The sequence below is a fragment of the Myroides sp. LoEW2-1 genome (genome assembly GCF_009767705.1).
Lineage (GTDB): Bacteria > Bacteroidota > Bacteroidia > Flavobacteriales > Flavobacteriaceae > Flavobacterium > Flavobacterium album_A.
On record NZ_WSPP01000124.1, the window covers coordinates 1 to 14,247 of the forward strand.

Here is a 14,247-nt window from a genome sequence, read left to right on the forward strand (position 1 = left end):
AGAAAAGTCTAAAATAGGTTCAATCGACTTTGAAAACGTAAAATTCGGTTCAGTATTCACAGACCACATGTTAGTTTGCCACTACAAAGATGGTAAATGGGGACAAGTAGAAATCAAACCTTATGGACCAATGTCATTTGAGCCATCAGTTAATGTATTCCACTATGGACAAGCTATCTTTGAAGGAATGAAAGCTTACAAAGATGAAAATGATAAAGTTTGGTTATTTAGACCAAGAGAAAACTGGGCTCGTTTTAACAAATCAGCAGAGCGTTTAGCAATGCCTCAAATTGATGAAGCTCGTTTTGTTGATGGATTGAAAGCTTTATTGCAATTAGATCAAGAATGGGTAAGAAAAGGAGAAGGAAATGCTCTTTATATTCGTCCTTTTATGATAGGAACACACCCAGGTGTAGTAGCAGGACCATCTTCAGAATTTATGTTCTGTATCATCCTTTCGCCTGCACGTACATATTATTCAGGTAAAGTAAAAGTTCAAATCGCTGAACACTATAGCCGTGCTGCAAATGGTGGAGTAGGATCAACAAAATGCTCTGGAAACTATGCTGGACAATTCTACCCAACAAAATTGGCTCAAGAAGCAGGGTACCAACAAGTTATTTGGACAGATGACACTACACATACAAAATTAGAAGAAGCTGGTACTATGAACGTATTCTTCAGAATTGGAGATACTTTAATCACAGCTCCTACTAGTGAAAGAATCTTGGATGGTGTGACTAGAAAAAGTTTAATTGCTATTGCTGAAAGCAAAGGAATTAAAGTTGAAGTGAAGTCAATTGTAGTTCAAGACTTATTAGATGCTCAAGCAAAAGGAGAATTAAAAGAAATTTTTGGAGCTGGAACAGCTGTAACTGTTGGTCAAATTGAAGGATTTGCTTACCAAGACAAATACTACCAATTACCAGAAATTGCAAATGAAAATTCTTATGCTATTCAATTAAAAACAGCATTACAAGGAATTCAACAAAAACACATTGAGGATACATTTGGATGGACTGAAACTATCTAATTTTTCTCAATAAATACAGTATTTTAAAACGGCAGAACTTTCTGCCGTTTTTTATATCTAATATTACATGCTTTTCCCTATTTTTGTAAAAATTACTAATTATGTTTACTGAAGGTCAAATTAAATTCGCAATCTTTTTCATTGTAACCTTTGCCATTGTTTTAATCATTGTCTATCGCAAAGATCTAAAACTGCATAAAGTTTATTATAAGAATAGATTATGGGTACTACTTGCTTTTTTTGCTTTTATAGGCTCATTATTCTTACTTAAAAACGTATTAAAATAAAATCAATGCTTTTTAAATGAAACAGTCATGAAAATATTCAAATACTTCTTATTGTTAATCTTACTTGGTGCAATTTCACTTACAGTATTTATTTTAACTCAAAGTCCTACTTTCAAAGTAGAACAAAAGTTTACTGTAGATGCCCCCAAAGAAGTAGTATATGAATATATAGAAAATTTAGATTTATGGTCTGACTGGATTGACATTCAAAAACAAGGTAATGGTATATATGATATATCTATTGACAATATTGGAAGTTTCCCTATCAAAGAAGAATATAAACATCCCTATGACAGTTTGTCCCAAGATATTTTATACGATGATAAAATTTCCAATATCTTTTGGTCATTTAAAAACAACAAGAATAAAACAGATATTAATTTTACCTTTCAAGGTCGTCTGGATTTAAAGACAAAATTAATTACTTTCTTTCAAGGAAACCCAAATCAAGTTGTTTCTTCTTCTATTGAAAAGAACATAAATAATCTCATTGTTTACTTTTTGAAACAATACAAAGATTACAAAATCGAAGTAAGAGGTAAAAAAAGGATTAAGAACACTAATTATATATCTTTCTATAAAGAATCTACTTTAGGAACACTAAATATTGATATCAATAAGGCTTATACTAATATTAAGCATTTTTTAGACCAAAACAACATTGAAGTTGTAGATAAACCATTCTTAATATTACAAAAAGACATCAACAGAGATCACCTGACTTACGAATTTGCTATTCCCATTAAAGAAACGTTATTCCTGACAGAGAATGATCTTTTTAAATTTGGAGTTCTTCAATCTCAAGACTACTTTGATACGAGTTTAGAAGGGTATTATTCACACTTAGGAGAAGTATTTCTCAAAACTAATGTGGAATTAAACAAACTCGACTACAACAGAGATCGTTCTAAAAACTTAATTATCTTCTTAGAAAATTCAGTTATTGATACGCGTTTCCCTGCTCAATGGAAAACAGTTATTAAAACACCTGTTGTTAAAGCTCCTGAAAATATTAATACGGCTTATTAAAACAAAGTATATCATACAAAAAGGGATAGTTATAAAAAAATAACTATCCCTTTTTGTCTATTCTTCCTATCGTTGCTTAATATCCTAAACTTGGATTATCTTTCAACATTTTTATAGCTTTTTCTAAATCTTCAAAAGTATCAATTCCAATTCCAACGTGATTTGTCTTAGCCATTTTGATGCGTTTACCATACTCTAAATAACGCAATTGCTCTAATTTTTCAGAGGCTTCTAAGAACTTCATTGGCAAAGTAGTAAACTCAAGCAAAGCTTGTTTTCTAAAGGCGTAAATCCCGATATGTTGATAATATTGTACACCCGCATTCTTTTCTCTTGGATATGGAATTACAGATCTTGAGAAATAAAGGGCTGTATTAGATTCATCTACGACCACTTTGACGTTATTTGGGTTCTCTATTACCTGCCAGTCATCAATTGGAGTCATTAAAGAAGCTAAATCGACTTGTTTCTGCTTGTCTTCTTTAAAAATAGCAATCAAACTCTCTAAATTGCTTTTATTGATAAAGGGTTCGTCTCCTTGTACATTGATGATAATATCTGCATCAATATCCTTTACAGCTTCGGCTATTCGATCACTACCACTCTCATGCTGCTTGATACTCATAACAGCCTTTCCCCCATTATTAACTATCTCATTATAAATAAGCTCTGAATCTGTTGCAACAAAAACATCATCAAACAAATTAGTGTGTATTGTTGCTTCATATGTTCTTCTAATCACTGTTTTCCCACACAAATCTTGCATCAATTTGGCCGGGAAACGCGTTGAAGCATATCTTGCTGGAATTACGGCTATAATTTTCATTTCTATTATTCTTGTTTACCTTCCAAAGGTAAGAAAAAGCACCTCATTAAAATTCATTGAAATAACTATATAAGCAATTTTTTATCAATTGTAGAATTTGTAAAACTGATCACTTACTATAAGTACTGTTTAGAATATTTATTGCCTGTATTTTCAATTACCTATAGAAGTTCAAAAGATTACACAAAGAACTATTCTCCTATGAAGAACTCATCCTTAAACCCTATTAAATACAATTTATCCTTTGCACGAGTCATAGCTGTATATAGCCAACGAATATACTCTGGTGAGATTCCATCTGGCAAATAGGGCTGTTCTATAAAAACAGTTTCCCATTGACCACCTTGTGACTTATGGCAAGTGATAGCATAGGAAAACTTTACCTGTAATGCATTGAAATACTCGTTTTCCTTTACCTTCTGAACCATTTTATACTTAGAAATTTCATCTTGATAGTCTAACATTACTTGCTGATAAAAGTAGTTTTGCTGTTCGTAAGTTAAGGCAGGAGATTCACTTGTTAAAGTATCTAACAAAACGATCGTATCAAAACTCTTCATATCAGGATAATCAATCATTCGTACGCGAACATTGGCAAACCTAAACCCATATAGTTCTATCGTCTTATATATTTCGAGCACTTCAATAATATCTCCATTGGCTATAAAATCTGTTATCGTTGAATCCTTTAGCCAATAATAATTATTCTTAACAACCATGAGCAAATCACCACTGGAAATTTCACTTTCTTTATCCAAAATCCGAGCTCTTATCTGTTGATTATAGGCATTTGCACGCTTATTAGATCTCACAATAAAAGCAGTTTCTTCTGGCCCACTATTTGAATACGAGGAATAAATAGCATCTTGAATATCGTAACCATCGACTAATCTAACGATATCTTTAAAGCCTTTTACATCAAACTGAAAAGTATCAAAAAAAGCAGTATCTAATAGTGATCGCAACTCTGTAGCATTATACAAAATACCTGAATCCTCCTCTTGACGCATTACTTCATCTAATTCAATATACTGTACATCCATATTAAACTGAAACCCCAATTGATCGATATCCAAAGCAGGACTTACTTGCATGTTCACTGGGGGCAACTGAGCGGAATCTCCAATGAGAATCAACTTACAGTTTATACCTGAATACACATAATAGATTAAATCATCCAAGAGAGAACCATGAGGATACATATTACTATCAGAAGCGCTCATATCTCCAATCATAGAGGCTTCATCAACAATAAATATGGTGTTTTTGTGTCGATTATTTCGCATGGTGTATCTCATACCGCCACCGCTATTACTTGGCTTTGGGTAGTAGATGTGCTTGTGAATAGTAAAGGCTGGTCTTTGCGAATAGTTGCTTATTACCTTAGCAGCCCTACCAGTTGGTGCAAGCATCACCGCAAACTTATTGATCATCTTGAGCTCATTTACTACACTTGACAATAAAGTAGTCTTACCTGTCCCAGCATACCCTTTCAAGACAAACAATTGATCATCTTTGTCATTTGTAACAAACTCAGCTATCTTTTGCAAAAAGACATCTTGTTTTAAGGTTAATTCATAAGGAAATCTATCGCGAAGCAGTCGATAAAACTGTTGTCCAATCATAGTTAAAGCTTTTTCTGTATTGCCTGTAAAGATACCATGCTTTTTAGGGACAAACTAAATTTCACCTAAAAAACTCCATAGCAAGAGCTATAATGTACTTTAAAACATTCAAATAAAGTAAGCCTTCAAATTTGTAAAGTATAAACCTCATTTCATCTTAAATGCTTAAATTTGCTTTTTTATAATCATACATCATAATCAATCGCGATGGCAAGAAATAATCAGAAATTAGTGATACAAGCTTCTTTAAACAAATTTTCATTTGTTATTAAGAATCTATTATCTCATGAGATTACTTATTTTGCTTCTGAAGCAATTACCCATAAGAAAAGCTTTGAAGAGCAACTTGAACGCTTTTTTGAGAAGTATGATCAATTATCAGAAAAATACGACGAAGTACTTGTTCTTCACGACAGTACTCTCAACACCTTTGTACCTAAATCGCTATTTAAAGAAGAATTGATGGGTGCCTATCTACAGTACAATACCAAAGTATTCACCACAGACTTCTTTGCATTTGATGAAGTGAGTAATTACGATTTTAACAACGTATATATTCCCTTTATCGATCTGAATAACTTCTTATTAGACAAATATGGTACATTTACATATCAAAATATAAATACAGGACTTGTTCAACTTTTACTACCTAAAAGTAAAAAGGAAACAACGACCGCTGTTTATACATATTTAAAAAAGGATCGCTTTGAAATTGTCGTTGCCAAAAACAACAAACTACTGTTGTTTAACTCTTTTCAGTACAATAGCCCTGAAGATTTTATTTACTACGTTTTATTTACCTATGAACAATTGAATCTTGATCCAAATCTAATTCCTATTTACTTGCTTGGAAGAGTCGATCAAGACGATCATGTATACCAGCAAGCTTATACTTTCATCAAAGAAGTCCACGTGATAAATGAACACGCATTTATTGCAGAAGGCCTACTTCTACATTATCAAGTACCTAAACAACATTATATATTATTCCATTCATGAGAATTATATCCGGAAAATTAAAAGGAAGACGAATTAATCCTCCTAAAAACCTACCTGTTCGACCTACAACTGATATGTCGAAAGAAGCCTTATTTAATATCCTAAATCACCATTTCAATTTTAGTGAATTAACTATCTTAGATTTATTTGCTGGTACTGGTAATATCAGTTATGAGTTCGCCTCACGAGGAGCCGAATCTATTGTGAGTGTAGATGGTGACTATGGCTGTGTCAATTTCATCAAGAAAACAGCAAAAGAATTTGATTTAAATATAGTTCCTTTTAAAGCAGATGTATTCAAGTTTATTGAAAAACACAAAACCTCTTACGATATTGTATTTGCTGATCCTCCATATGACTTCACACAAGAACAATTCGAGAAAATAGTCACAGATATCTTGAATTTGGAATTAATAAGTGAAGATGGAATGCTAATAATAGAACACTCTAAATTCACTAAATTGGAACACTTGCCACACTTCTCATTTGAGAAAAGTTATGGAGGTTCAGTTTTCACATTCTTTGAATTTGAACAAGAAGAAATAGAAGATGACGAGGATGAGAGTGAATATGACGAAGAAGATACTTGGGATAGAGAAGAAGAATAGTTTACCCTAACTTATAATACAAAAAAGAGAGCTAACAGATTATAAATGTTAACTCTCTTCTTTATAATACATCCGCCTGTTTACTAAACGGATTTCTTTTAAAAAAAATGCAGACCTATAAGCCGGATTCTGTAAATACTCAAAAAAGTATCCCCTTATCATTTATCTAGGCCATCAATTACTCAATGGCTCCATCTGCCTACCCCTAAAGCATCGGACGAGTCGCCCTCAAACGCTAAATATACATGGCATTTCACCGCATAGAGTTTACCTGGTTTCACTACAGCATTACCTGTACATACTTTCTGTTGCACTTGTCCTCATAGCAAAGCTACGGATGGGTGTTACCCATTATGCTACCCTGTGGTGTCCGGACTTTCCTCCCGCTTTATAATAAAGCCGACGATAAGGCAGTCTGCATAAGTCGGCAAAAGTACTATTTTATTTAACATAACAGCTATACTATATCTTTTTTTACTTGTACTTTTCGTTAAACCTTTGTCAAAGCAAGTTTTAATCAATAGAGATTTATTATACAATACTCTCTTTCACTTATAATTACACAGTAAACAATCGCAACTATCTCTTGTTCTATGATTTCTGCTCATTTTCATTTTTGATAACTATTTTTTAATCTGCGATATAAAAGTATTTTAAGTATTTTTGCTTAAATCATTTTAAAATCTAAAGTGGAATTTACAAAAATAACAGAACAAGCATCTGTGCATAATGACTTAGAAAAAAAGTCAATAAGTGAGCTTTTACACATCATCAATGAAGAAGATCACAGCGTACCTATGGCAATAAAAAAAGCATTACCTCAAATTGAAAATGCAATTAAGCAAGTCGTATTCCAACTAAAAAAAGGAGGAAGACTATTTTATATTGGAGCAGGAACTTCTGGTCGACTTGGTATTTTAGACGCTTCCGAATGCCCTCCCACTTATGGCGTTTCTCCAGATTTAGTAATTGGAATCATAGCTGGTGGAGATTATGCTATTCGTCATGCAGTTGAAAATGCAGAAGACAATCTTAACCAAGGTTGGTTAGATCTTCAATCTCATCAAATAAACAATAACGACATTGTAGTTGGCATTGCAGCATCAGGTACTACCCCTTATGTTATTAATGCTTTAAAGATGTGTAATACTCATGATATTCCCACGGTAAGTATTTCTTGTAATCCCAATAGCCCACTTAGTCAAAGTTCAAAATTCCCTATTGAAGTGATTGTTGGACCCGAAGTAATCACAGGAAGTTCAAGAATGAAAGCAGGCACAGCCCAGAAATTAGTATTAAATATGATTTCTACTACTACAATGATTCAATTGGGAAAAGTAAAAGGAAACAAAATGGTAGATATGAAAATGACGAATGCTAAGCTTATCCAAAGGGGAATACAAATGCTTGTTGAAGAACTACAGGTTTCCGAACAAGAGGCTAAAAGTCTATTAGAAAAACACCAAAATGTCCGAAAGGCAATCATTCAATACAAAAAATAATATAATGGAACAAAAACACACTGACCGTAAATTACTCTTTAAAGGCGTCAAATACTTGGCAGCTACCTTCCCAATGTTCTTTATTGGTCCTGTTCTAATTAATACATCTTTAAAAAATCAAGATCACCCATATTTCTACTTAGTTTTTGGGTTAGGATGCCTTGTATGCGTAGGGTCTATGCTATTGTTTTTTAAAGGTTTGCAAACAATAATGAAATCACTATTTGGAAAATAACAACAATATGAAATCAAAATTAATCTACTTTATTTTACCATTAACAGCAATTGTTGCAACTTCTTGTTATAAACAAGAACGCAATTGCAAAGACTTTAAAACAGGTAAATTTGAATTTACTGCAGAAGTAGATGGTGAAAAGAAAACATCTACGTTTATTCGCACGCAAGAGTACGAAATAGAAACCTTTGAAGGAAAGACAGATACTTCAAGTATTCGTTGGGTCAATGATTGTGAGTATATATTGCAAAAGCTACACCCAAAAAACATGGCTGAGAAAAAGGCAGTGACTATGAAAATCATTACTACAGATGGCAACTCATGTGTATTTGAGTATGGAATAGTAGGTGATGCAAGAAAAGAGAGAGGAACTCTTGTCAAAGTAGGAGAATTATAATTGCTAATTCACATATAAAATAGAAATGGAAGTACTTTTTACAGCTGATGCTATAGTCGCCTTTATTACCCTAACATTCTTAGAGATAGTCTTAGGGATTGACAACGTAATATTTATTTCGATTGTTACAGGTAAGTTACCTGAAAATCAAAGAAAAAAAGCAACGCAAATAGGGTTATTTTTAGCAATGTTCATGCGTATCGCTTTACTATTTGGTGTATCATGGCTTATCGCAATGAAAAAACCTCTTTTCTCCATTGACTGGGGATGGTTTAGTGCCAGTTTCAATGGTCAAGCCCTTATTCTTTTATTAGGGGGTATTTTCTTAATCTATAAGTCAACTAAAGAAATACATGAGAAAGTTAGCCATGTACAACACAATGAACCTGTAGATGAAAAAGATTCAGCAAAGAAAATAGCTGTAAAAAGTTTTGGAAATATTTTAATTCAAATCCTAATGATTGATATTATCTTCTCTATAGATAGTATCTTGACTGCTGTTGGTATGACCAATGGAATACAAGGAGCTTTGTACATTATGATTGCTGCTGTAATTGTATCCGTTGCAGTAATGATGATCTTCGCAGTACCAGTAGGTAATTTTGTTAATAGAAACCCTTCTATACAAATACTCGCATTATCCTTTTTGATTCTAATAGGCTTTATGTTAACAACAGAGAGTATGCATATCTCTCATGCTGTCTTAGCTGGCCAGGAAGTTGGAGCCGTTCCTAAGGGATATTTGTACTTTGCAATTGCATTCTCACTTGTAGTGGAATTTATTAATATGAAAATCAGAAGAAAAACAACATAATATCAAAGGGAGGTAGTTTTCACTACCTCCCTTTATTTATACTATAATTCTTGTTTTTGTTCTAAGAAACGCGCTGTAACGAAATCGATGTCTTTAATTGATTTTCGTGCCCAATCTATTCTCTTCTCAATTAACTCTGCTTCGGTCAATTGCCAACTGACATTTGACTGACGAATACGAGTGGTAAGATTTTGAATAATAACAGCTGCCGAAACAGAGATATTTAAACTCTCTGTAAAACCAACCATTGGTATTTTAATATACGCATCTGCTTGTTCAATTATTTCTGGAGATAATCCAGTTTTCTCAGTACCAAAAAAGATAGCTGAGGGCTTAGTGATATCGAAATCTTCTAAGTGATTTGCCTCAACATGGGGTGTAGTAGCTACAATCTGATATCCTTTTGACTTTACATCATCGATACTACTTTGAACTGTACTATACCTGTGAATGTCTACCCATTTTTCTGCTCCTAAAGCAATTTCTTTATCTATTCTCTTTCCAAACTTTTGCTCTATAACTCTTAATTCTTGTACTCCAAAAACTTCGCAACTACGCATTACTGCACTCGTATTGTGTAACTGATATACATCCTCCGCGACTACTGTAATATGTTTGGTTCTATTGACAAGAACTTCCTTGAATCGCTCTACTCTACTTTCAGTCAAGAAAGACTCTAAGTATTCTAAATATTCAAGATCCTGAAATAGCTTTTTTGAAATATTCATTCTATTTTTATTTTTTTGAAACACAAAGGTAATAATATTATGCAAAAACGATTAGTAGTACTTAGTGGAGCGGGAATTAGCGCTGAGAGCGGCATAAAAACTTTTAGAGATGCTGATGGATTATGGGAAGGGCATGACGTAATGGATGTTGCATCCCCACAAGGGTGGATTCGCAATAAAGAACTCGTATTAAAATTCTATAACGACCGAAGACGACAACTTTTGAGTTGTCAACCTAATCAAGCACACCAGCTATTAGTTGAGTTAGAAAAAGATTACAATGTATCTATCATTACTCAAAATGTCGATGACTTACATGAAAGAGCTGGTAGTAAAGATGTTTTACATTTACACGGCGAATTGCTCAAAGTTCGCAGTGAAGAAGATGAAACATTAGTATATCCTTGGACAGGAGATCTATTGGCTTCAGACCAAAATGACAAAGGACATAAATTAAGACCCCATATTGTTTGGTTTGGAGAAATGGTCCCAGAATTAGAACGAGCAATACCAATTGTTGAACAAGCAGATATTATCCTTATCATAGGTACCTCTCTTCAAGTTTATCCTGCTGCTTCTTTAATTAATTACGCCAACGAAAATGCCAAAGTATATTATATTGATCCCAATCCAGCAATGACAAACTCCTTTAGGCATCACATTACAGTTATCGCTGAAAAAGCGAGTACAGGTGTTCATGCTTTTATTAATCTGCTGTGAATTACTTTGTGCTTTACTTATTTTTTGTATTTTAGATTTTACTAATCAACTAACTTTAATAAACATGAAAAAAGTCTTAACCTTATTTCTATTGACAGCAATAAGTTTGACAAGCTGCTCGTCTGATGATAACAAAGGAGAAACAGAGCATTCTAATATCTCTTTCTCTAACGTAAACTTCAATGATAAAGCTCCAGGAGAAACCGTTATTCTTGAAGGAAAAGGACTTGACCCTGAACAAGAAAGCAAGTATAAAATTATTTTTAGAAAGCAAACAACAGCACCTAAGCTATCCACCAGAGCATTACCTCCAGATAACAGCTTTGAAACCGTAGATGCGGTAATCTATAGGGTAACAACTACATCTGTAGAGTTTAATATACCAAAGGAAGCAACAAATGGCGAAGTTATATTTCGAGATGGTAAGTTCGACTTACGTTTAACAAACTACAATTACAAAAAATAATAAAAAAACACCCGATAAGCATTACTTATCGGGTGTCTGTTTTAATTTAAAACTTTAATTTTCTTTAAAAAGATCCAACGTACACAGATTTTATCTCCTTGATCTGTTTTGAATACTTTAAACTGCGGAGCTAAAATGGTTGCTACAACTGCACTAATCACAGGCAACCATAGCCCTTGCAAATCAGTAAAATAAGACAATCCAAGTCTTGCCAAAACAAACAGAATTGCAAAACTAACGAACTGTAATAAAATGGTTTTAGTACCTACTCCCATGTTTTTTTATTTATCATTAATATACTTCCCTTTTTTACTTCCTTCATATAATTCATACTTTACCAAGCGAGACTCTAATTTACCATTAAATAATTTAATCTTTCTCGAAGGTCTTAGACCAACATATTTCAATGCTTCTATATTTCCAGTAATAAACCAAGCCTCTGTTCCAGGGTATCCTTGTTTTAAAGTATCTCCTATTTCTCTGTAAAAGCGTTCCAAATTAATATCAAGACGCTCACCATAAGGAGGATTAAAGACCATGTGTAAAGGTCCTTCTGTCTCTTTTTTCGTGTCAAAGAAGTTCTCCTCTTTGATGTCTATATATTCTTCTAAATTAGCATTTCTAACGTTGTCTTTTGCTTTCATTACAGCAGAAGGTGCTTTATCATAGCCTTTTATTGTATAGTGAAACTCTCTCACTCTTTTGAGCAAAGACTCTTGAACCTTATCAAATAAATCAGCATCCCAATCATTCCAACGTTCAAATGCAAACTCTTTTCTATTGATATTGGCAGGGATATTACAAGCAATCATTGCAGCTTCTGTCAATATAGTACCTGATCCACACATCGGATCAATGAAATCTGTTCTACCATCCCATCCTGACATCAATAGCATTCCAGCAGCTAAAACTTCATTAATCGGAGCAATATTCGTTGCTGTTTTATATCCTCTTTGGTGCAAAGAAGCTCCAGAAGAATCAAGAGAAACAGTACACATATCTTTTTGAATGTGAACGTTAATTCTCAAGTCAGGAAAATCTTTGTCGATACTTGGGCGTTTGCCAAACTCATTTCTAAATTGATCAACGATAGCATCTTTTGATTTTAAAGCTACAAATAATGAGTTATTAAAATTGTCAGAAAACACAGTTGAATCAATTACAAAAGTTTGATTTGCACTAAGGTATTCACTCCAGTCGATACTTTGTATTCCCTTATATAAATTAGCTTCGTTATAGACAGCAAATTGTTTTATAGGCTTTAATATCTTTAAGGCAGTTCGCAAGGCCAAATTGGCTTTATACATAAAGCCTTTATCACCAACAAAGCTTACCATTCTCACTCCTTGTTGAACATTCATTGCACCTAATAACTGTAATTCTTTAGCTAAAGTTTCTTCGAAACCAAAGAAAGTCTTAGCTACCATTTTAAAATTTCCCATCTTGAATTTATATTTAGGAATAATTTGTTTACTCTAATTAATCCACAAAAATAAAGTAAATTTGTAGGCTAATAAAAAATTTAAACTAAAACTATGTCTAAAGAGAACAAAGCTTGGTATGCTTCTTGGTTTGACACGGAGTATTATCATACTTTATACAAAGATAGAGATTATGAAGAGGCGCAATTATTAATTGATAATCTGGCACATTACTTAAACTTACCAGAGGATGCAAAAGTACTTGATTTAGCATGTGGTAAAGGAAGACATTCTATTTACTTAAACAAATTAGGATACGATGTAACAGGAGTAGATCTTTCAGAAAATAGTATTAATGCAGCAAAAGAATTTGAAAATGAAAAACTTCATTTCAGTGTGCATGATATGAGAGAAGATCTCACTCAAAAGTACGATGCTATATTAAACTTATTTACAAGCTTTGGTTATTTTGCGGATGAAAAAGACAACGCTAAAGCTTTAAAAGCGATTCAAAACAGTTTAACAGATTATGGATTAGCTGTAATAGATTTTATGAATGTCGATAAAGTAATCCCAAATTTGATTCCTCAAGAGACAAAAGAGGTAGATGGTATCACTTTTGACATTAAAAGAAAATACGAAGATGGTTTCATCATAAAAAATATAGAATTTGATGCAGATGGACAACATCATCAATACACAGAAAAAGTAAAGGCATTACGACTTGAAGATTTTGAAAAAATGATGGAAGAAAATGATATTTACCTTCTTGATGTATTTGGAGATTACAAACTTAAAAAATTCTATAAAAAAGAGTCAGATCGTTTAATTATGATTTTCAAATAAGCCAATGGTTTTTATAGTACCCTTTATAGCGGTCATTGTAGGATACCTAATAGCGGTTCTCCTACAGCCCAAAAACAAAAAGCACCTAAAGCTACTTATGGCTTTTAGTGGTTCATTTCTATTGACGTTGACTGTAACACATCTACTTCCTGACGTTTACAGCTATGGAATAGAAGATCAAGCTCATCAGCATTTAGCTGATGCACATGGGCATGGACATGCCCACAATGGCAATACGACAATCGGCTTTTTCATTATGATTGGTATTGTATTTCAAATTGTATTAGAATACTTTTCGAAAGGAGCTGAACACGGACATGTACATGCACACGACAAATTAGACAAGATCCCTTGGTTATTGTTTATCAGTTTGTGCATACATGCTCTATTTGAAGGAATGCCAGTGAGTCAACATCATGAATTAGCTTGGGGAATAGCGATACATCACTTGCCAATTGCGGTAATACTTACTGCCTTTTTTATTAATGGTGAAATGAATAAAAAGTCTATTTTATTCTTTATGCTTGTTTTTGCTGCGATGACACCTTTGGGTACTTTAATATCAGGTGAAATTACCTTCTTGACTCATTATTATGCTGAAATATCAGCAATTGTAGTTGGTATCCTATTCCATATATCTTCTACAATTATTTTTGAAAGCAATGAAGATCATAAGTTTAATATAAATAAATTAGTTGCAATTATCTTAGG

The 14,247-nt window shown here is 33.1% G+C and carries 18 protein-coding genes and 1 other RNA gene; 13 read left to right on the forward strand and 6 right to left on the reverse strand.

Going from position 1 to position 14,247, the window contains the following annotated elements; translation table 11 throughout:
* The 3 genes from GOQ24_RS08455 to GOQ24_RS08465 all read left to right on the forward strand — a co-directional run.
* The coding region (locus GOQ24_RS08455) for a branched-chain amino acid aminotransferase (RefSeq protein WP_160339471.1) at window positions 1-1,033 on the forward strand (1,033 nt) is incomplete at its 5' end.
* 101 nt (window positions 1,034-1,134) lie between these two features.
* Window positions 1,135-1,320: a hypothetical protein gene (locus tag GOQ24_RS08460; protein WP_155092621.1), complete on the forward strand. Its 186-nt coding sequence runs from the start codon at window positions 1,135-1,137 to the stop codon at window positions 1,318-1,320.
* A 27-nt stretch (window positions 1,321-1,347) separates the two neighbouring features.
* On the forward strand, window positions 1,348-2,349 hold the full coding sequence (locus GOQ24_RS08465; RefSeq protein WP_155092622.1) for a hypothetical protein: 1,002 nt from the start codon (window positions 1,348-1,350) through the stop codon (window positions 2,347-2,349).
* Between the two features lie 76 nt (window positions 2,350-2,425).
* Here the strand turns inward: GOQ24_RS08465 and kdsB are convergent, their stop codons facing one another.
* Window positions 2,426-3,175, reverse strand: coding sequence for a 3-deoxy-manno-octulosonate cytidylyltransferase (kdsB, locus tag GOQ24_RS08470; protein ID WP_155092623.1), 750 nt, complete (start codon window positions 3,173-3,175; stop codon window positions 2,426-2,428).
* 191 nt (window positions 3,176-3,366) lie between these two features.
* On the reverse strand, window positions 3,367-4,800 hold the full coding sequence (locus tag GOQ24_RS08475) for an ATP-dependent RecD-like DNA helicase (protein WP_155092624.1): 1,434 nt from the start codon (window positions 4,798-4,800) through the stop codon (window positions 3,367-3,369).
* A gap of 207 nt (window positions 4,801-5,007) precedes the next feature.
* Between GOQ24_RS08475 and GOQ24_RS08480 the strand changes: the two genes are divergently transcribed.
* Together GOQ24_RS08480 and GOQ24_RS08485 are read left to right on the forward strand one after the other, a co-directional pair.
* On the forward strand, window positions 5,008-5,799 hold the full coding sequence (locus GOQ24_RS08480; protein WP_155092625.1) for a DUF3822 family protein: 792 nt from the start codon (window positions 5,008-5,010) through the stop codon (window positions 5,797-5,799).
* A complete protein-coding gene (locus tag GOQ24_RS08485) occupies window positions 5,796-6,407 on the forward strand; it encodes an RsmD family RNA methyltransferase (protein ID WP_155092626.1) in 612 nt (203 codons plus the stop codon). The genes GOQ24_RS08480 and GOQ24_RS08485 overlap by 4 nt, the downstream gene beginning before the upstream one ends.
* 102 nt (window positions 6,408-6,509) lie before the next feature.
* Here the strand turns inward: GOQ24_RS08485 and rnpB are convergent.
* Window positions 6,510-6,829, reverse strand: an RNA gene (gene rnpB, locus GOQ24_RS08490) — RNase P RNA component class A.
* Window positions 6,830-7,096: 267 nt separating this feature from the next.
* Between rnpB and murQ the strand changes: the two genes are divergently transcribed.
* The 4 genes from murQ to GOQ24_RS08510 are packed head-to-tail and all read left to right on the forward strand — an operon-like array spanning window position 7,097 to window position 9,355.
* A complete protein-coding gene (murQ, locus tag GOQ24_RS08495; protein ID WP_160339472.1) occupies window positions 7,097-7,909 on the forward strand; it encodes an N-acetylmuramic acid 6-phosphate etherase in 813 nt (270 codons plus the stop codon).
* A 4-nt stretch (window positions 7,910-7,913) separates the two neighbouring features.
* On the forward strand, window positions 7,914-8,144 hold the full coding sequence (locus GOQ24_RS08500) for a DUF6095 family protein (protein ID WP_155092627.1): 231 nt from the start codon (window positions 7,914-7,916) through the stop codon (window positions 8,142-8,144).
* A gap of 7 nt (window positions 8,145-8,151) precedes the next feature.
* Window positions 8,152-8,541, forward strand: coding sequence for a DNA topoisomerase IV (locus GOQ24_RS08505; protein WP_155092628.1), 390 nt, complete (start codon window positions 8,152-8,154; stop codon window positions 8,539-8,541).
* Between the two features lie 25 nt (window positions 8,542-8,566).
* A complete protein-coding gene (locus GOQ24_RS08510) occupies window positions 8,567-9,355 on the forward strand; it encodes a TerC family protein (RefSeq protein WP_155092629.1) in 789 nt (262 codons plus the stop codon).
* Window positions 9,356-9,396: 41 nt separating this feature from the next.
* Here GOQ24_RS08510 and GOQ24_RS08515 read toward each other — a convergent pair whose 3' ends face one another.
* The gene (locus GOQ24_RS08515; RefSeq protein ID WP_155092630.1) at window positions 9,397-10,083 is read right to left on the reverse strand and encodes a TrmH family RNA methyltransferase; all 687 of its coding nucleotides are present in this window, start codon (window positions 10,081-10,083) and stop codon (window positions 9,397-9,399) included.
* A gap of 39 nt (window positions 10,084-10,122) precedes the next feature.
* Here GOQ24_RS08515 and GOQ24_RS08520 point away from each other — a divergent pair, with 39 nt between their 5' ends.
* Window positions 10,123-10,803: an SIR2 family NAD-dependent protein deacylase gene (locus GOQ24_RS08520; protein ID WP_155092631.1), complete on the forward strand. Its 681-nt coding sequence runs from the start codon at window positions 10,123-10,125 to the stop codon at window positions 10,801-10,803.
* A gap of 64 nt (window positions 10,804-10,867) precedes the next feature.
* The gene (locus tag GOQ24_RS08525; RefSeq protein WP_155092632.1) at window positions 10,868-11,269 is read left to right on the forward strand and encodes a hypothetical protein; all 402 of its coding nucleotides are present in this window, start codon (window positions 10,868-10,870) and stop codon (window positions 11,267-11,269) included.
* A gap of 41 nt (window positions 11,270-11,310) precedes the next feature.
* Here GOQ24_RS08525 and GOQ24_RS08530 read toward each other — a convergent pair whose 3' ends face one another.
* Window positions 11,311-11,544, reverse strand: a complete 234-nt coding sequence (locus tag GOQ24_RS08530) for a hypothetical protein (RefSeq protein WP_155092633.1) — start codon at window positions 11,542-11,544, stop codon at window positions 11,311-11,313.
* A 6-nt stretch (window positions 11,545-11,550) separates the two neighbouring features.
* Window positions 11,551-12,696 carry a class I SAM-dependent RNA methyltransferase gene (locus tag GOQ24_RS08535; protein WP_160339474.1) on the reverse strand — a complete coding sequence of 382 codons (1,146 nt, stop codon included), beginning with the start codon at window positions 12,694-12,696 and terminating at the stop codon, window positions 11,551-11,553.
* Between the two features lie 108 nt (window positions 12,697-12,804).
* On the opposite strand from GOQ24_RS08535, the gene GOQ24_RS08540 reads away from it, so the two are divergent.
* A complete protein-coding gene (locus tag GOQ24_RS08540) occupies window positions 12,805-13,536 on the forward strand; it encodes a class I SAM-dependent DNA methyltransferase (RefSeq protein WP_155092635.1) in 732 nt (243 codons plus the stop codon).
* 4 nt (window positions 13,537-13,540) lie between these two features.
* A partial coding sequence (locus GOQ24_RS08545; protein ID WP_160339473.1) for a ZIP family metal transporter occupies window positions 13,541-14,247 on the forward strand: 707 nt, incomplete at its 3' end.

Coding starts and splice junctions, on each gene's coding strand:
- GOQ24_RS08505 (WP_155092628.1), top strand. CDS start 8,152: ATGAAATCAAAATTAATCTACTTTATTTTACCATTAACAGCAATTGTT.
- GOQ24_RS08530 (WP_155092633.1), bottom strand. CDS start 11,544: ATGGGAGTAGGTACTAAAACCATTTTATTACAGTTCGTTAGTTTTGCA.
- GOQ24_RS08540 (WP_155092635.1), top strand. CDS start 12,805: ATGTCTAAAGAGAACAAAGCTTGGTATGCTTCTTGGTTTGACACGGAG.
- GOQ24_RS08460 (WP_155092621.1), top strand. CDS start 1,135: ATGTTTACTGAAGGTCAAATTAAATTCGCAATCTTTTTCATTGTAACC.
- GOQ24_RS08480 (WP_155092625.1), top strand. CDS start 5,008: ATGGCAAGAAATAATCAGAAATTAGTGATACAAGCTTCTTTAAACAAA.
- GOQ24_RS08475 (WP_155092624.1), bottom strand. CDS start 4,800: ATGATTGGACAACAGTTTTATCGACTGCTTCGCGATAGATTTCCTTAT.
- GOQ24_RS08525 (WP_155092632.1), top strand. CDS start 10,868: ATGAAAAAAGTCTTAACCTTATTTCTATTGACAGCAATAAGTTTGACA.
- GOQ24_RS08500 (WP_155092627.1), top strand. CDS start 7,914: ATGGAACAAAAACACACTGACCGTAAATTACTCTTTAAAGGCGTCAAA.
- GOQ24_RS08510 (WP_155092629.1), top strand. CDS start 8,567: ATGGAAGTACTTTTTACAGCTGATGCTATAGTCGCCTTTATTACCCTA.
- GOQ24_RS08515 (WP_155092630.1), bottom strand. CDS start 10,083: ATGAATATTTCAAAAAAGCTATTTCAGGATCTTGAATATTTAGAATAC.
- GOQ24_RS08465 (WP_155092622.1), top strand. CDS start 1,348: ATGAAAATATTCAAATACTTCTTATTGTTAATCTTACTTGGTGCAATT.
- GOQ24_RS08520 (WP_155092631.1), top strand. CDS start 10,123: ATGCAAAAACGATTAGTAGTACTTAGTGGAGCGGGAATTAGCGCTGAG.
- kdsB (WP_155092623.1), bottom strand. CDS start 3,175: ATGAAAATTATAGCCGTAATTCCAGCAAGATATGCTTCAACGCGTTTC.
- GOQ24_RS08485 (WP_155092626.1), top strand. CDS start 5,796: ATGAGAATTATATCCGGAAAATTAAAAGGAAGACGAATTAATCCTCCT.
- GOQ24_RS08535 (WP_160339474.1), bottom strand. CDS start 12,696: ATGGTAGCTAAGACTTTCTTTGGTTTCGAAGAAACTTTAGCTAAAGAA.